20 protein-coding genes are annotated in these 17,401 nt (G+C 40.8%); 6 read left to right on the top strand and 14 right to left on the bottom strand.

From position 1 onward, the window contains the following. Positions 1-120: 120 nt before the first annotated feature. The 3 genes from CUU64_RS16380 to fabL all read right to left on the bottom strand — a co-directional run bounded on the left by CUU64_RS16380 (position 121) and on the right by fabL (position 2,076). Positions 121-375 carry a YgaB family protein gene (locus CUU64_RS16380; protein WP_101634698.1) on the bottom strand — a complete coding sequence of 85 codons (255 nt, stop codon included), beginning with the start codon at positions 373-375 and terminating at the stop codon, positions 121-123. 325 nt (positions 376-700) lie between these two features. Continuing rightward, the gene (locus tag CUU64_RS16375) at positions 701-1,261 is read right to left on the bottom strand and encodes a gamma-type small acid-soluble spore protein (protein ID WP_101634697.1); all 561 of its coding nucleotides are present in this window, start codon (positions 1,259-1,261) and stop codon (positions 701-703) included. A 65-nt stretch (positions 1,262-1,326) separates the two neighbouring features. After that, the gene (fabL, locus tag CUU64_RS16370; RefSeq protein WP_101634696.1) at positions 1,327-2,076 is read right to left on the bottom strand and encodes an enoyl-[acyl-carrier-protein] reductase FabL; all 750 of its coding nucleotides are present in this window, start codon (positions 2,074-2,076) and stop codon (positions 1,327-1,329) included. Positions 2,077-2,159: 83 nt separating this feature from the next. On the opposite strand from fabL, the gene CUU64_RS16365 reads away from it, so the two are divergent. Beyond that, complete coding sequence (locus CUU64_RS16365) at positions 2,160-2,384, top strand: hypothetical protein (RefSeq protein WP_101634695.1); 225 nt, start codon at positions 2,160-2,162, stop codon at positions 2,382-2,384. Between the two features lie 51 nt (positions 2,385-2,435). On the opposite strand, the gene mutY is transcribed toward CUU64_RS16365, so the two are convergent. Beyond that, a complete protein-coding gene (mutY, locus tag CUU64_RS16360; protein WP_101634694.1) occupies positions 2,436-3,551 on the bottom strand; it encodes an A/G-specific adenine glycosylase in 1,116 nt (371 codons plus the stop codon). Positions 3,552-3,807: 256 nt separating this feature from the next. On the opposite strand from mutY, the gene CUU64_RS16355 reads away from it, so the two are divergent. Further along, a complete protein-coding gene (locus CUU64_RS16355; RefSeq protein WP_101634693.1) occupies positions 3,808-4,788 on the top strand; it encodes a metal-dependent hydrolase in 981 nt (326 codons plus the stop codon). A gap of 87 nt (positions 4,789-4,875) precedes the next feature. Here CUU64_RS16355 and CUU64_RS16350 read toward each other — a convergent pair whose 3' ends face one another. After that, a complete protein-coding gene (locus CUU64_RS16350; protein WP_101634692.1) occupies positions 4,876-5,142 on the bottom strand; it encodes a YfhJ family protein in 267 nt (88 codons plus the stop codon). 118 nt (positions 5,143-5,260) lie between these two features. On the opposite strand from CUU64_RS16350, the gene CUU64_RS16345 reads away from it, so the two are divergent. Beyond that, positions 5,261-5,425 (top strand): small, acid-soluble spore protein K, encoded by a 165-nt coding sequence (locus CUU64_RS16345; RefSeq protein WP_101634691.1) that lies wholly within the window; start codon positions 5,261-5,263, stop codon positions 5,423-5,425. Positions 5,426-5,610: 185 nt separating this feature from the next. Here CUU64_RS16345 and CUU64_RS16340 read toward each other — a convergent pair whose 3' ends face one another. Both CUU64_RS16340 and recX read right to left on the bottom strand, forming a co-directional pair. Beyond that, the gene (locus CUU64_RS16340; RefSeq protein WP_101634690.1) at positions 5,611-5,931 is read right to left on the bottom strand and encodes a YfhH family protein; all 321 of its coding nucleotides are present in this window, start codon (positions 5,929-5,931) and stop codon (positions 5,611-5,613) included. Between the two features lie 309 nt (positions 5,932-6,240). Then, positions 6,241-7,053 carry a recombination regulator RecX gene (recX, locus tag CUU64_RS16335; protein WP_101634689.1) on the bottom strand — a complete coding sequence of 271 codons (813 nt, stop codon included), beginning with the start codon at positions 7,051-7,053 and terminating at the stop codon, positions 6,241-6,243. Between the two features lie 90 nt (positions 7,054-7,143). On the opposite strand from recX, the gene CUU64_RS16330 reads away from it, so the two are divergent. The 3 genes from CUU64_RS16330 to CUU64_RS16320 all read left to right on the top strand — a co-directional run bounded on the left by CUU64_RS16330 (position 7,144) and on the right by CUU64_RS16320 (position 8,577). Then, entirely contained in the window at positions 7,144-8,049 is a 906-nt protein-coding gene (locus CUU64_RS16330) for a TIGR01777 family oxidoreductase (protein WP_101634688.1), read from the top strand. A gap of 104 nt (positions 8,050-8,153) precedes the next feature. After that, a complete protein-coding gene (locus tag CUU64_RS16325; protein WP_101634687.1) occupies positions 8,154-8,288 on the top strand; it encodes a YfhE family protein in 135 nt (44 codons plus the stop codon). A 97-nt stretch (positions 8,289-8,385) separates the two neighbouring features. Continuing rightward, entirely contained in the window at positions 8,386-8,577 is a 192-nt protein-coding gene (locus CUU64_RS16320) for a YfhD family protein (protein ID WP_101634686.1), read from the top strand. A gap of 520 nt (positions 8,578-9,097) precedes the next feature. Here CUU64_RS16320 and CUU64_RS16315 read toward each other — a convergent pair. The 7 genes from CUU64_RS16315 to CUU64_RS16280 form a co-directional block, all read right to left on the bottom strand. Beyond that, entirely contained in the window at positions 9,098-9,295 is a 198-nt protein-coding gene (locus CUU64_RS16315; protein ID WP_101634685.1) for a hypothetical protein, read from the bottom strand. Positions 9,296-9,433: 138 nt separating this feature from the next. Further along, on the bottom strand, positions 9,434-10,993 hold the full coding sequence (locus tag CUU64_RS16310; protein WP_101634684.1) for a fatty acid--CoA ligase: 1,560 nt from the start codon (positions 10,991-10,993) through the stop codon (positions 9,434-9,436). Positions 10,994-11,092: 99 nt separating this feature from the next. Further along, positions 11,093-12,238 carry an acyl-CoA dehydrogenase family protein gene (locus CUU64_RS16305; protein WP_101634683.1) on the bottom strand — a complete coding sequence of 382 codons (1,146 nt, stop codon included), beginning with the start codon at positions 12,236-12,238 and terminating at the stop codon, positions 11,093-11,095. 747 nt (positions 12,239-12,985) lie between these two features. Beyond that, complete coding sequence (locus CUU64_RS16300) at positions 12,986-13,432, bottom strand: DUF6376 family protein (RefSeq protein ID WP_101634682.1); 447 nt, start codon at positions 13,430-13,432, stop codon at positions 12,986-12,988. Between the two features lie 30 nt (positions 13,433-13,462). Next, positions 13,463-14,092, bottom strand: a complete 630-nt coding sequence (locus CUU64_RS16295) for a serine/threonine protein kinase (RefSeq protein WP_101634681.1) — start codon at positions 14,090-14,092, stop codon at positions 13,463-13,465. 998 nt (positions 14,093-15,090) lie between these two features. Beyond that, on the bottom strand, positions 15,091-15,534 hold the full coding sequence (locus CUU64_RS16285; protein ID WP_101634679.1) for a hypothetical protein: 444 nt from the start codon (positions 15,532-15,534) through the stop codon (positions 15,091-15,093). A gap of 495 nt (positions 15,535-16,029) precedes the next feature. Then, complete coding sequence (locus CUU64_RS16280; protein WP_101634678.1) at positions 16,030-17,379, bottom strand: amino acid permease; 1,350 nt, start codon at positions 17,377-17,379, stop codon at positions 16,030-16,032. Positions 17,380-17,401: the final 22 nt, after the last annotated feature.

Genomic DNA, 17,401 nt, shown 5'->3' with positions numbered 1-17,401 from the left:
CTGCCAGTGAAAATTACTTCCGTCCCGGAAATTCGCAGATATCCCCCTCGAAAAGAAGGATGCCTACATATCAGGCTGGTAAGCTACACTGTCTGGTTAGCTCTTTATTATCAATATTTACTAAGTAAGTGCCGTATGGCTCTCCTGGTAAAAGCGGATTACTTCTTCCGTTTGCTGCTCAAACATATCCTGGATGCCGGAAAGCTCTTGCTTCATCCTTATTATTTCATCATTTATTGAATCCAATTCCGTTTGCTCCTGCAAATCCCTCAACTGCTGTTCAATCTCCTGGCATCTCTCTATTTCAGACTGTAAAAACAAAAGCTTCTCCATTGTTTTCAACTGTTCATTAATTAAACGATCGAACTCCTTCATATTCTGCACCTCACGATTCTGTTATTTCATCATCTCTTGAGTTATGTATTCTTTTTAAGGGCAATTTATCCTTTGACTTTTATTGTTGATGAGGTGGAGGTTTTGTCGAATGTGTTGAAGGGGAAATAAATTCACCTAACAAGTTTTAAAATAATTTTGTTTTTCTTAAAAGATAAAGAATTATTTGTATATACTGTTCATATAAGTCGTGTGTAAATTTAAACAATTCCTTGCTTATCATCTATAATTCATTCAAATGCTTGATAAATATAAAAATACCTGCTGTATTAAATAAATAAGGCACCCAATCGGGTGCCCGTCATAATCATCGATTATTTTGTTGATTTTGTTGTCGTACCTGAGAAGCAGAATTTTCTCTGCCAAATTCTGTGCCAAATCGACCCTGACCAGCTTGCTGGTTGCTACCTGCGGATGCTAGCTGGTTTTGGTTTCTTACTTCCTGAGCATTCGTCTGGCTAGCAAACTCCGTGCCAAATTGGTTTTGGTTGATTTGACTCATACCCCCACCTTGTTGGTTTTGCTGTCTTAGCTGTGCAGCGATATTCTGGCTTCCGAACTCTGTGCCGAATTCACTCTGCCCAGCCCGGCTTCTGCCGGCCGATGCTTGTTGATTCTGCTGCCTTAGTTGTGCAGCTGGATTCTGGCTTGCGAACTCTGTGCTAAATTCACCTGGGCCAGCTTGGTTCCTGCCGGCGGACACTTGTTGATTCTGCTGCCTTAGCTCTGCAGCTGGACTCTGACTTCCAAACTCTGTGCCGAATTCACCCTGGCCCGCTTGGATCGTTCCTGTGGTTGCTTGTTGGTTTTGCTGGCTTACACGCTGGATATTAGTACCTGCTAGTGTTTGGTTATTGTTATTTTCCATTGTAAGACACCCCCAGACTATTAAGGTAACCTAATGGTGCGGAGGGTATTTAAGTTAATAAAAGGTTATAGAGTAAGGGAACGTCCGCCATCGACAATGATTGTCTGGCCCCGGATCATGCTTGATTGTTCAGAGATTAAAAACATGATTGCATTCACCATATCTTCCATTTCCACAATCCGGCCGGCTGGTGTTTCTTTTGCCGCATCTGCTAATATCTCTTCACGGTTTGGAAAATGAGTCAGCGCCTCCGTGTCAATGGCTCCACCGGATACGGCATTGACACAGATATTCTTAGGCGATAATTCAACCGCTAGATATCTGGTCAACGCCTCTAACGCTGCCTTGGAAACTCCGACAGAGGTGTAATTTTCAAGCACACGGATCGAACCAAGGGAACTGATGCTAACCATTTTCCCTCCTCCGTTCTTTTCCATCAATTTTGCGGCTTCTTGGGCGCAAAAAAGAAATGCCTTACTGTTAATGTCCATTGTCCAGTTCCAATGAGTTTCCTGTAGTTCCATAGCTGGACGCAGCACTCCGGATGCTGCATTATTAATAAATACATCCAGCCTCCCATAGAATTCTTCAATTTGTTCAAACATCGACTTAATCTTCGTTACATCCCCTACATTTGCCTTTACAACAAGTACCTTTCTTCCGATGGCTTCAATTTCTTCAGCAACCTCCATCGCTTTTGACTTGCTACGGGCATAATTAATGACGAGGTCATAGCCTTCTTTTGCAAGACGCATAGCTGTCTGTTTTCCAATGCCACGACTTGAACCTGTTACTAACGCTACTTTCTGGGTCACGTTTACTCATCCTTTCATAGTGGGAATACATGCATAAAGAACAACATTTCTAGAAAAATAAATAAAAAAGGAGTGTGCTAATTATGTATGTGGGCCGGGATATGACCGAATTATCAATGCTTCCAATGTCAGAATGGAAAGAAAGCGAGCTAGCTTTTTTCCATCACTCCCTGCAACAAATGGTACCTTATTTAAACCAGGAAGGACAGACAAAGCACCGCGAAATCATACAGGAAATAGAAAAGCGCGGGGGGCTTGGCAGGCACGAAGCCGATTACACGCATGGAACCGAGATAACTTATGATTAATTGCCGGGTTCATGGGGAGAGAGCACTCTCTTCCCCTAGAAGCCTGACATATTATTTCCCGTCCCCAGACCGATACGCGGCAAACATTTTTTGGTGAGAGACTGGAAAAGCATAATCCTCGATTTCCTTCTTGCTTACCCATCTTAAATTATGTTTTTCCATTAATAGCTGGTCAATTGGTTCCTCAAGTGTCCCTGCAAAAGTATCAACATTCCAGACAAGGTGAGAAAAAACATGGTCAATCTTCGTAATCATGTCTCCAATCTCTGGCTTAACGCCATATTGGTCAAAAAATTGCTGCTGAAAAATCTCACGCTTTGGCGAAAGCTGATTGTGAATTTCAAAGTTAGGGAATTCCCAAAGATTTGCGAGCAGCCCATTTTCGGGACGTTTATGGATCAAGAACTGTCCCTTACTATTCGTTAAAATAACAGCCGCCAGCTGAACATCCCGGCTTTTTTTCGTTTTCGTTTTCACAGGCAATGCTACCTGCATCCCTTCCCTAAAAGCAACACAGTGTTCCCGCACGGGACATAGTAAACAAGCAGGTACTCCAGGGGTGCAAATTAAAGCACCCAGCTCCATGAGTGCTTGGTTGAAAAAAGACGGGTTACTGTGATCAATTAGTTCTCTCACAGCTTCTTCAAAAATCTTTCGGGTTTTGGGCTTAGCAATATCTTCTTGGATTAGAAGTATTCGGGACAGGACTCGCATCACGTTTCCATCCACCGCTGGTTCCGGCTTTCCATAGGCAATGCTCAAAATGGCTCCAGCTGTATAAGGACCTACTCCCTTCAGTTTAGAAATCTCCTCCGAGGTTTCAGGTACGATTCCATTATAATTTTCCCGCACTTCTTTTATTGCACTATGCAAATTCCTCACCCTGGAATAGTACCCCAATCCTTCCCATGCCTTCAGGATCTTCTCCTCATCTGCCTCTGCAAATTCCTCCATGGTAGGGAACCATTCAATAAACCTGTTGAAATATGGGATTACCGTTTCCACCCTGGTTTGCTGTAGCATAATTTCGGACACCCAGACTTTATACGGGTCCTTGTTCTTCCTCCATGGCAAGTCCCTCTGCTCCCTCTCAAACCAAGATATTAAATCATTTGTGAATTCGGCTTTATTTATTTTTGATAAGCTTTTGATTTCATATTTTTTCACATTTGTGGCCTCCGCGATGTTAAAATCGTTGCCGAGAAGGGAATATACTAATAACCTATTGTTCCATTAATAAAAAGCTGCTGACACGATAAGGATAATATCGAACACCTTACGTTTTTCCTTCTCATAATATACTCTGTCAGACAACATTCAAAAAATTAAATTGGACAGCTTTTAACTTGAATAATACGATATGATTACACAAATGATCTATGGTTTTGCACCTGGCAATATGGTGCAGAGGAGGTAAGGCTCTTTGGATACTGGTACTCACTTTGTCATGGGAATCGCACTCGGCGGACTTGCCACTTTAGATCCCGTTATAGCAGGCAGTCCTATTACGGCGTCAGCTGTAATGGTGGGTACAATTCTTGGTTCCCAGGCTCCCGATGTAGATACAGTTTTAAAATTAAGAAACAATGCCGTTTATATCCGTAATCACCGCGGACTTACCCATTCGATACCCGCAGTTTTAGTTTGGCCGATATTGGTTGCCGGTGTGATTTTCCTTTTCTTTCCGGAATGCAATTTTCTTCATCTTTGGCTTTGGACCTTTTTAGCCGTATTCCTGCATGTATTCGTGGACATTTTCAATGCTTACGGTACTCAGGCAATCCGCCCGATTTCGTCTAAATGGGTAGCCCTGGGGATCATCAACACTTTTGACCCATTCATTTTTGGCATCCATATTGCCTGCCTCATTCTATGGGGCTTCGGTTTCCCACCCGGATACACTTTCCTATCCATGTATGGGATTTTGTTTATTTACTACCTTGCACGGTTCAGGGAACAGCGAATTATAAAAAACGCGGTAAGAGTCCAAATTCCTGAAGCAAAAAAAATTATAATGTCACCAACAATGAGGTATCACAGTTGGAAGGTAGCTGTCATCACCGACAAGCATTTTTATGTAGCAAGGGCGAATAATGGCTATGTGACAATTTTGGATAAATTTGAACGCATACCTTTACCTAAGAGTGAAATTTTAAATGCGGCAAAGCATGACAAAAACCTTGCCGCTTTCCTTTCATTTTCTCCGGTATATCGCTGGGAGATTGAAAGCAAGGACAATTATCACGAGGTTCGGTTCATAGACCTTAGGTACAGGAGCAACGCATACTACCCGTTTGTTGCGGTAGTCCATCTTGACCGAGATTTAAATATTACAAATTCTTATACCGGCTGGATTTTTAGTGAAGCAAAGCTTCGGAAAAAATTAAACATATTACCGAGTTAAAGTCAGTATGGTTTTGCTATATGATCAAAAAATCAGCTGGCCCTGCTAGTCCTTCCGTAATGGAGGGAAAGCGAGGGGCCAGCTTTTTTAATGAAGATTATCTTCTTTTTCTAAAAGATGACGGTACTTTGGATTGTTGGTAAAGAAATCATGCAGCCGTTCACCATGGTTTTCCACCAATTTCCTGACCATACGTGCTGTCATTTCCGGGCCTGCATACTCATGGCCAGCCTTCGCATAGGTGGCTTCAAAATCTTCCCACAACAGCTCAATCCATGTACGGGCCTGCTCAAAGCTGATTTCACGATTTTTTACTAAAAGCAAATCTGTCAGCATTTCCTGATGCTCCTTCATTTTCAATCACCTCTCTGCCATTTTTTGAAGATGCTGCTCATATTATATTTCTTATCCTTTTACCCATACTAATAACGCGCGGAAACGCGTTATACTCAGCTTCGCAGGAGGGAAACACATGAGGAATAAAGCAAAGGATTTCCCTGATTTAAACAACAGATTGGAAGGAGAACCGCGTGCCAAAGCAGAATACGCTTCTAAACGCGCGGATGGCACGATAAACACCCACCCCCAAGAACGAATGAAGGCATCTAACCAACGAGTTTCCGACACAATCCGATAACTAGGCTGGTTATACGACGTGGCGAATCCTTTTTCCCTACGCTTTAGAGCATTTTTGTGCTGGGGGTATCTCCCCCGGCGCTAAAAATGTGTTACCGTACCGGGAGAATGCCTTCCAATGCTGACCCATACGCCCAACGTGTTAGAATGCAGAGTTAGACCTTATTAGTATTTGTTTTTTTATTTTTATTTCACTTCCGCAAGCATGGAAATGGGAAGTGCTTCTTCCTGTCCATTTCCGTTTAAGCGGAAGCCCCAAGCAAATACTCCATTAAGATATTCCACTTTAAAGTACGCCCCCGGATCTCCTGAAATCTGGTAAACTTCCCCCGGTTTAAAGTTTTCCGGCTTCACTAAATAAGCCTGTGCCATGACGGCTTTGCGTTCAAGTACGGCAAATTCGTTAATCATGCCAAGTTGTTCCGCTTTGCGCGCCTTTTCCTTAAGGGCAGCAATTTCCTGGGTTAGTTCATGCTGTGTCATCTGGCTATATCTTTTTTCATTCATTTATAGTAGCACCTCTCCAGTTCTTATTATAGCAAACGCTTTTGGAGGAATTAAATTTGTTCAGTTATCCTAATCAAACTGTTTCCGGCCAACGGGTTCGCAGGGCTTAAAACATGATATTTTTCGAAAGGGTCCGGAAATTGCAGGCGTCCCAAAAACAACACCGCCTCTCACATTTCCTTTCCATAGTTCCTAAAATTTGAACTTGAAAGAAAGGGATGCTCGGTAACGGGTGCATTCGACCTGAACCTGTTTTTTCCCACTTTTTGAAAAAGCAAAAAATGAAGAAGAAATTTATCGTTTAATTATTTAAGCAAAGTCTTCTTGTTCAGATAAATAGCGTTCGATCAAATCAATCGGGAATCCTTTGCGGAAAAGGGCTTGCTTCAGTCGATGTTCATATTCATAGCCTGTATACTTTTGTAGACGGCGGCGGGTTTTCGCAGCGTGATGGCATAGAGATTCCCATTCTTCTTCACTATCTCTCTCGAAGTTCATGTTTAACAGGGCTTCCGTGATGACATCTGTTGAAAAACCTTTGCGCATCAATGTTTGTTCAATCTTTTGTTTTAATGCACGTGTTGAAATATGTTTTTCTTTGCCCATCGATTTTTCGGCAATCATTCGTGCATGTTCTTCCTGAAGGTCAATTGAATACAGCCGAAGCGCCTCTTCAATTTTCTTGTCCTCAATTCCTTTTTCCTTTAACTCCATCCGAATGGTGACCGGCCCTTTTTGACCACCGTTAATCTGTGTTCTTACAAATGCTTTTGCAAATTCTAGATCATCCAAGTAGTTGTAATGATACAGCTTGTGAATAGCTTCCTGTATGATCGGTTCATCTATTTGTTTTTTCTTAAGATAAGCACGAACCTCCGACTCGGATCTCATTCGATACGATAAAAAATTTAGTGCCATTGAAACTGCTTTTTGTATATCATCGAAATATCGGATATCATCGAGGTCAACATCACCAATGTCTTGTCCTTTTTTCAGCTGAAATTTTAATAGGACTTCTTCGTCAACACTAAATGCATATTCCTCCCCTTTTCCGTAATCGATGAAAATATTATAGCGGTCTTTACGCTGTTTTTGGGTCGTTATTTTTGTAATTTGCGGCATGAAGGATCACCTCTGTTAATACTGTATCACATCCGGGTAAAAGGATTTATCAAAAAAGAACAGAAATTATTGTATAGAGGAGGGCTGACTATGAAAATTGCTATTTCAGGTGGAAGCGGCTTTGTTGGCACTGAATTGACAGAAGAACTGATGAATCAAAATCATGAGCTTTTTATCCTGACACGAAACCCTGATAGGAAAAGTTCAAGTAATTCGCTCCAATACGTACACTGGCTTGCCGATGGCACAAAGCCGGAAGAAATACTGGAGGGGATTGATGTTTTTATTAATTTAGCAGGCGAATCCTTAAACAGCGGAAGATGGACCGATGAAAGAAAACAAGGAATTATTGAAAGCCGTGTACAATCTGTAAAAGAAATGGGCCGCATTCTTTCCGTTGTCGATAAAAAGCCTGAAATTGTTATTAATGCCAGTGCAATCGGTTTCTATGGGACTTCTGAATCGATGGAATTCACTGAGAATTCAGCTTCTATCGGTAATGATTTTTTGGCACGCACGGTGACACGCTGGGAGCAGGAAGCGAATATGTTAAAGCCCTTTACATCAAGGCTCGTATTAGCTCGTTTCGGTGTGATTCTGGGTAAAAAAGAGGGGGCACTACCACGAATTGCCATGCCATATAAGCTTTTTGCAGGCGGAAAAATAGGGAGCGGCAGACAATGGATGTCCTGGATCCATATTGAGGATGTTGTCAGGGCCCTTTTATTCTGCATCCATCAAAATGAAATACATGGTCCAGTAAATTTTGTTGCGCCAACCCCTATACAAATGGACTGCTTTGGTAAAACCGTTGCGCAGGTTCTCCAAAGACCACACTGGTTTCCGGTGCCATCATTTATTTTAAAAATGGTTCTTGGAGAAATGAGTATGTTGATATTGGAAGGACAAAAGGTTCTGCCGGAAAAATTGATTAGCCAAGGTTTTACTTTTTCATATCCTAACTTAAAACCAGCTTTACAAGATCTGTTGCAATAACCAAAAGTTAGGCAGTAAATGTTCCTTTTTCTTCCTTCCACCCGTTTGGAACTCGCACAGAATGGGAAAAAAGGAAATAGAAAGAAACAAAGGAGTGATTCAAGATGGATAATAAGAAAAAAGATAAGACAAAAAGCACACTTACCAGCACACAGGAAGTTTTGTACTCACGTGAATTCAAGATGGCGGATCGTGCTGCCGGCTATACAGAAAAAGGAAGCAGAACCCGCCTGACTTAATGATTCCCATACATATTGCCAATTCCCATTGCTAAAAATAAAGCTGTAATGGCCAGAGTTAATTGGTCATTCAAATTTTCCTGGGAGGCGGCTGACTATGGGCAGGAATAGCATTCACCATAATCGTGATAAAAACAAGCAAAGACTTCCACAAGTGCCAAAGAATTTAAAAAGGGACGGGCTGGATGTTGAATATTCAAGTGAGCTTGCCGATCATGAGGATATTGAAGCGCAAGCCCGTTCTAGAGCTGCCGACGAGCGTGCAAGAAATAGACAAAGAAACAGATAAAATAGGAACAGGGAGAATTCTCCCTGTTCTTCCGGTGTTTTAATGAACTGCTGCCTTACGATGCGGTCTGTGTATCCCTTTTCGATTGCCAAAATTTCTTTTTGAAAAAAGGGACTGCAAATCTGTCCACACCGTAGTAATAAACACCGGGCCGTTTTTAATTGTGAATAATTTCACTATTTTTTACACTCTTACCATACTCGTGTCATAATGGAATAGCAAGAAATTTCATAATTTTTCCACGAAATAGCATCACGATCATACTTTTTCTTTATCCAGAATGCTCAAGATATCCACAAGGGTGTGAATAATGGGGATAAGGCTCCTAAACCCTTTCAAAACAGAAGTTTAACTTGCTTTAGTTATCCACAGAATAATAACCCGAATTCTGGATAACCCTGTGGATACTGTGTATAACTTAACGAAAAGCTTCCAAAATTGGTCTTGGAGATTGTGGATAAAATATAAAAACGCAGCCTCTGTACAGGTTCCTAAAATACCCTGTACCAGGCTGCACCAATTATGATTCACTAGTTATCAGCTCGTGCAATGAAAAAATACGTATAAGATTCGGTTTTAATTTATATTCATACGCCTTTTCCATCACTAGTTTTTGAGCGGCATCTGTCTCATTCTCTGCTTTAATCAGGCTTCTGCCTTCAAAAAGTTCCTCGTTTTCCACAAAAGTATACCATGAAATCCGATATTGTTTTTCCATATGATATATTGCCCCCTGGCTTAAACTTCGAATGCTGTCATTCATCTATACATGATGTCAAAAGGGCCCAACGCCAAGCCTTCTCTATTTATATCGGATGGAAAACTAGAAACTATACGTGCGCACAGATATAAAAACCTACATAGAATACATATCCCCAAATTGCTTGCGCAACAGGAACTTTTGGATCTTGCCGCTTGCATTTCTTGGGAGCTCCCTTACAAAGATATATCTTCTTGGGCGCTTGTAGTTTGCCAGGGTCTTGCTGTTTTTGCACCATTCTTCAAGTTCACCTTCAGTCAATGAGGGATCTTTTGCAACAATGAAAGCTGTAACAGTTTCTCCCCAATGGTCATCCGGTTGTCCGAGTACAGCACAATCCAACACACCATTGTGCTCGTAGAGTGTATCTTCCACTTCTCTCGGATATATGTTTTCGCCGCCGCTAATAATCATGTCATCTACCCGATCCTTTACCCAAAGGTAACCTTCTTCGTCAAGGAAACCAATATCCCCTGTATGGTACCAGCCTTTGTATAATGCCATTTCATTCGCTTCTTCCCTCCCGTAATAACCACTCATCATACAAGGGCCCTTGACGAGGATTTCACCGTTCTGTCCGGTTGGCATGAGATCGTCAGGGTCAGAAGGTCCGTTTTCCCTAGGCCGTGCGATCACGATTTCATGGTTAAGACATGGTTGTCCGGCAGACCCTGCTTTTTTGATTTGGTCTTCCTCAGACAGAAGGGTAATTGCCGGGCCCATTTCCGTCATACCGTACGCCTGAACAAGCGCAATGCCCAATTTTTCCTGACAGGCTTTTACAAGCGCAGGTGCCATTGGGGCAGCTCCATACAGTCCTAGCTTAAGGCTGTTAACATTATAATCCTCCAGGTTTTCCTGGAGGAGCATATTCCACATTGTTGGGGCAGCAAAAAATTTGGTTATCTCCTCCGATTCGATTACTTTAAGTACTTTTTTAGGATTAAATTGATGGAGAATTACATTTTTTGCACCTACATGGACCCGCGGCAGGAATGTACAATGCAATTCAGCACAATGGAACATCGGAGCCGTGATTAACCCTACGTCTAAGCTGTTCCATTTACAGCCATTTACCAACAGCATGCTTTGTTCTACCATATCCCGATGCTTATGCATAATTCCTTTAGGCCTGCCTGTGGTGCCGCTTGTATACATGATTGCATAAAGGTCTGACTCCTTGATATCTTCGTTAATTTCCAATTGGGGTGCGGCAGCTGTTTTTTCGTGGTAATTTGCAGCAAAAGATGGGGTGTTTTTATCAATAAACCAAAAAGCGATCTCAGGAAAATGCGTTTCAATATCAGCGACTATTGACTTCAGCGCCTCTTCGAATAGGACTACCTTAGGCTTCGCGTCGCTCAATATGTAGGCAAGTTCTTCAGCCATTAAACGGAAGTTAATCGGATTGAATACAGCCCCTATTTTGGCACAGGCAAAAAACGCAGTCGCAAGCTCTTCATTGTTGTATAAATAGGTCGATACCCGATCTCCTTTCTTCACTCCTTCTGCCAATAAGGCATTTGCCAGGGAATGGACCCTTTCACTCCATTGGTAGAACGAATAGCGGGCATTTCTCCGTTCGTCATAAAGCGCTTCTTTGTTGGGGAAATTTTTTACCGTCAAATCAAATATCCTGCCAATTGTCGTTGACATGTATAGTTCCCTCCTAAAACGTTTATTTATATTGAAGCAAAGCAGTCCTTAAACGGTTATGATTTAACGCAGAAATCTTCCGTCTGTTTTCCTGGATTCTTATAGCCCGAGGTTTTTTGCAATGATGGTTTTCATAATTTCATTTGTGCCCGCATAGATGCTTGCCACAGGGATATCCCGGTATCTCCTTGCAATTTTGTATTCTTCCATATAGCCGTATCCCCCGTGCAGCTGCATGCACTGTGCCGCAACTTCCCTTGCCATCTCAGTCAGCTTCCATTTGGCCATCGATACCTTGGTCACGATATCCTCCCCTGCAATATGACTGGCAATGAGTTGATCAAGGAACGCTCTTCCCATCTCAATTTCTGTGGCCATTTCGGCTATTTTAAATTGAGTATTTTGGAAATTGCCAATCGGTTTGCCAAAAGCTTCCCTCGACTTTACATAATCGAGTGTGATTTCAAACATATCTTCTGCGGCTACTTGGGCTGCAATCGCTACTATTAAACGCTCCTGCTGCAGCTTTTCCATAAGGTATATAAAACCTTTTCCTTCTGCCCCAATCAAGTTTTCCTTTGGCACACGACAATCTTCAAAAATTAATTCTGCTGTATCTTGGCAATGCAACCCTACCTTATCCAGCTTCCGGCCCCTTGAAAAGCCAGGTGTATCCCTTTCGATCGCAATCAGGCTTACTCCCTTATGTTTTGGAACCGCATTTGGATTTGTTTTACAGGCTACAATGATTAAATCCGACAGGATCCCGTTTGTAATGAAGGTTTTTTGACCGTTTAAAACATAGTGATCCCCATCTAGAATTGCTGTCGTTTTTATATTGGCCAGGTCTGAACCTGTACCCGGTTCCGTCATTGCGATTGCTGTAATGATTTCACCGGTCGCGCACTTGGGAAGCCATCGCTGTTTTTGCTCTTCTGTTCCATACGCTGTGATATATGGAACGACAATATCACTGTGCAGGCCTACACCCACCAGGCCTGATCCTACACGCTCCAATTCTTCATTAATGACGACAGCAAATCCCCAATCGACACCGGATCCGCCATATTGTTCGTCGATATCCGGACAAAGAAATCTTTGCTCACCAAGTTTACTCCAAAAGGACCGTGGAATCATCCTGTCTTTTTCCCATTGATCATAATATGGATATGCTTCTTTATCGAGAAACTTCCTCAATGATTTACGAAAGATATCATGTTCTTCAGTTAAATATAAGTGTCTCATTATTGATTCTCCTCATCATTCGGTTGTATACCATTCATTTCAGCTGCGTTTCAGCACAATTGTAACGGTCTTAGTTGAACCGAATTTGTGCATCGTCGAGGTTTAGGCGTTTTATACAATTGTTTATTTGTTACATCAGCCTTAACAAGTTAACACTGACCTACCCCCTTTTTTGAAAGCGCTTCCTTTTTTGCTCATATATATCCGTTGTAAAAGCTTTTCTATCTTTCAAATTTCTGACTACCCCTAACCAGGATGAAATACCGGTGATAACGGCAATAGAAACGCAATTTACAACTTTTTCCATTATTATCGAAAATTTAATATCTAAATTTTCTGAATACACAATATTATATCAAAGAAAATAAAAGATACATAGATTAAAACCATTTAAAAATTTATGAAATTGAAACACAAAGAAGAAGCGTAAAATCGGACTCTTAAACTACTAGGCTCTTGAAGGTCTTTTCGTTGATCCCAATACAGAAGGTTTGGTTACCTTATAAAGAAAAATGAAGGTAAGGGCGGTTATACATGTTATGACTATACATCGCCTTATGTTGTACCAAGTAATCGGGTTGATCCCTCATTCAGTCCTAAAGGTCTCATCACCGCAAACTTTTGGGCTTATTCTTAATATGAAAAAGGATATCTACTTTTTTCTGATTCCTATTTCCAATATGAAATCAAGAGTTCCTTAATTTTAAAAAAATCACCTCCTAAAAAGAAAGTGATTCTGTGCACGTGTTATAATCCTAAGTTTTCAACCTTATCAATAAGGCTTGAGAGTTCATTTACTGTCTTCATAATTTCGGAATCCTGCAGGATGGCGGGATCCCACTTGCCGTTTTCAATGTTTTTCAAATACGAATCGATTCCGTTATTTAGTTTTCCATTATACTCGATTATTTGGTTGTGAATGTCTTCAGCGATAGTCGGGGCTTTCGTTTCATTGAAGTTTTTGATTTCTTCTTTCATGGAGATAAGTTCGTTCTCCAGAGATTTCCTGGCTTCCTGGTTTGTAACGGCATCCTGTGCCATCTGAGGCACATCCTCAGCAAATTGGCTTGCCTTATCAAGATAATTAGTTGCTTTCTCTGCATAATCCAATGAATTGTTGGCCTCCTCGAGTAACGAGCATCCGCCTAATAGGAGCATTGACAACAATCCAAGCGTGGTGATGATCCTTTTCATCAAGACTTACCCCCAATTGATTGTATTTTGTTACTTCGAATTTCCAAGAGCAACATTTGAAATCAGGCTCTTCTTATAAAGAGCAGCAATAAAATTCAGGATAGAAGCAGGTATTTTCTTAGGAAAAAACGGTTTTACATACGCTTTGTAAAAAGCGGATTTAAGATCTTTCCATTGCCTGCATTGTTTGGTCTGCCTGAACCTAGCCACATCGATAACTTTGATTTCTTGGTCTGAGGTAATGAGAATATTCCGCAAATGTATATCTGACGGATTAAGGCCTTCTTTTCGTGCTAAGTGCAAGGCATGGTCAATTTCGTTGACTTGTTCCTGGCTGACTTGAATCCCGTGAACCAAACATTCAAACAAGGTTTTTCCTTCTATAAAGTCGATCACTAAGTAATTTTCCCCTGAATCATATAAGGTTGGATAATAAGGAATGCCCTTGAGAATTTTATAGATTTCCGCTTCTTCCCGTGCCACATGAATATGGTCCGGAAAAAACACTTTTAAGGCTTTATTGGTTGACCGAATTCTGAAAACGTAAGCGCTCCTGCCCTCTCCGATTAACTCCAAAGACTCATCAAACTGCAACAGTATAGCCCTGTTTTTCTCTATGCCTATCTGTACACTTTCTGCAAGACTGCTATATCCTGGCATATTTCTCAGCTCCTTTCAGTAGGAATTCCTTTTTCAGATAAAACAAAAAGAGACGTTATAACCGTTTCCCTGGCCATAACGTCTCTAAACAAATAAAAGACCTAGCCAAATAAACGGCAAGGTCTCGCTAACAACGTGAGTTGCCAACAAAGCCGAGGATATGATATCCCGGACTGACGACTTTGCTGTATCCAGCTACTCCCCTTAAATGAAAAATTCATATTATAACTTGATTATATGGTATAGAACTGTCGCCGTCAAACGAAGCGGCTTGTTAATTATGTGACACAATATATTATATGCTTGTGCACTAAAAGAATACCTGTACGGGAGGAAAAATATTTTACACAGTGCGACAAAAAAGACTTTAAATACAAGGAAATTTTTTATGTAATATCGTACTTATAAGATATGAAGTTATCAATATAGTAAAAATGAGGTGAAGGATCATGCTGCAAACGAATTACGAGGAAAAAATAGCGGAATTAAGGAAAAAAGGAGAGCTAGAAATCCCTGTTACTGATTGTGACCTGCAGTTCTTTATCGAGGATACCTTGGAAAGTTTGAATCTAAAATATCAAAAGCTGGTTCCACCAAGAAAAACAAAAAGATCTGGAAAGTTGCTAAGGTTTAAAATTTTAGACTGAATAGGTGATATGTGTAAATGGATCTTCAAGGCTGGAGATCCTTTTTTATTTATTCCCATTTGGGATGATCATCATTGGAAGAAAAGATAAAACAGACAATCAACTCAGTTCCTGAAAGAATTCGTTCCTTACAGCGACCAAAATCATCCGGTCATCTATATTATGTATGATAAACCCTACTTTGAATCGACCTTCCGAAACGCTCGGAACTGCCAGATTGTCTCTTTGAAACCTGGATGCTAGACATTCACGAAGGGTCCGGAGTTCCGGTTCGAAACCTGGTTGTGAAACATTCGGAGGGACGCAAATGCACGATATTGGAACTCTACAAAATTTTTTCCGATTAAATGATCAATGCTTGCGACGGAGTTCGAGTATTATTTTAGATCCAGCGCTATTTAATAAAATCACTTTGGAACCATTTATTACGGGGTCATCTAAGAACTGCTCCCTTACCGTAAGGGCATATTTTTCTGCCTCCATATCGTAACCGTCCCCTCGTGAACGGAGAATGACGATCCTTTCACCATCTTCTTCCAATACCCCGCTTTTCGTTACACTATTATACCAACTGGCTTCATAATCAATGACTCCTCCTCCAAATGACTGATACATCAGCTCATCAAGTGCTCGCTTCGCGTTTGTATCAAGTTCCAATGTACTTGATTCCTCTGAAGAATCCATTGTTTTTTGTGGTGAAAAACCCATCGGAGGGGAATCTATGTTTAGTCCCACCACCACTCCGGCTATAATAACAAGAATTACAACCCACCCATTTAATCCGGCATCTCTCACTTTCTTCTCCCCCAGACGAATGAACATCTTCCTAATTCATTATGCATTTCATGGGTAAAATCCTTCATAAAACGAGCAGGAATCCTGCCTGGATGAAATTCTTACAAAAAGTTCTCAAAAAAAGAGCCAATCACGTAATTACATTCTGTACTAAAAACATCATTGAAATTCAACTTATATGAGGCTTTCACTAAGCCATTTTATATCCTCCTCGATGTAATAAGGTAATTGTGTTTATGCTTTTGAAGAATATGTCACATGGCCATAACCTATTCACTAAAGTTTATATCCGGGTTTGAGCAAGCAACGTTTCTATTAAGTCTAATCACTTCAAAAAAAAAGGAGAAACAGGATTTTCCCATTTCTCACATTAACTTATGCACTTTAATCTAGACCTGATCATAAATCCAAATTAATCAGGGTAATGTTTAAAGAAATAATAAAATGATAATTTTTTTAAAGGTTGTCGAACTTTAAATCCGATTTGAAATGAAATTATGCTTTTTTCTTGTTCCTTCTGAAAAAATACAACAGGAACAAAAGCGCAAACCATAAAGGTGTCAGCATCACGGATAAACGGGTTGCTTCAGCAAATAACATAATGATTAAAATAAAGGCAAATAGCGCTAATACAACATAATTTATAAATGGCGTAAATGGTGCTTTAAACGTTGATTTTTCGTGTAAATCCGGACGTAATTTGGTATATCGAATATGGGATATTAAGATAATGCCCCAAACCCATATGAAACAAATTGCACTAATGGTCGTCACAATGCTAAAAGCTTGTTCAGGAAGAAGATAACTTAAAAGAGCTCCAATGGAAACGACAACCGCTGAAGTAAGCAAAGCGTTACTAGGCACATGGTTTTTATTTAATCTGGCTAGCCGGGCTGGTCCCTGTTTAATGCTGCTTAAGTTATATAAAATCCTGCTCGTTGAAAATAACCCACTATTGCAGGCTGAAGCTGCTGATGTCAAGACGACAAAATTTATGATTCCTGCTGCAACTGGAATACCAACCAAACTGAACACCTGAACAAACGGGCTGCTGGATGCATTTAATTGGTCCCAAGGATTGATGGTTAAGATGATGAAAAGGGCCCCCACATAGAAAAATAGAATTCTCATAGGAATTTTATTAATTGCAGATGGAATGTTTTTTTGTGGATTCGCTGTTTCCGCTGCAGAAACCCCAACTAATTCGACACCGACATATGCAAACACAACCATTTGGAAGGCAAGCAAGAAACCAGATACCCCATTCGGAAATATACCGCCATGTTCCCAAAGGTTTTTTACAGAAACAGTTCCAGTATCTGTTTGGAACCCAATGACTAGCAAAATGATCCCGATAGCGATCAAAGCAAGAATCGTGATCACTTTAATTATGGCGAACCAAAACTCTAACTCTCCAAAAAGCTTAACTGTAAGCAAATTTAAACCAAGTAAAATGATTAAACAGATTAAAGCCGGTATCCATTGCGGGATATCCAACCAATATTGAACGTATAGGCCAACAGCTATAATATCAGCCATAGCTACCATTATCCAGCAAAACCAATACGTCCATCCGGTCACAAAACCCGCCCATGGCCCAATATAATCTGCAGCAAAGTCCGTAAATGATTGATAACCCGAATTTGATAAAAGTAGTTCTCCTAATGCCCTCATGACAAAAAACACTGCCATTCCCACGATTAAATAAGCCAGCAGGATGGATGGACCTGCTAATTGTATCGCCTTACCTGAACCTAAAAATAAACCTGTGCCAATCGTTCCGCCAATTGCTATTAATTGCACGTGTCTATTTTTCAAATCCCTTTTTAACTCTTGGTGTGCCACGATAAATTCCCCCATGCTGTAT

The sequence above is a fragment of the Bacillus sp. V5-8f genome, assembly GCF_002863565.1.
Classification (GTDB): Bacteria; Bacillota; Bacilli; order Bacillales; family DSM-1321; genus Peribacillus.
Note: the sequence above shows the minus strand (reverse complement) of the source record. Positions and strands in the feature narration are given on the sequence as shown.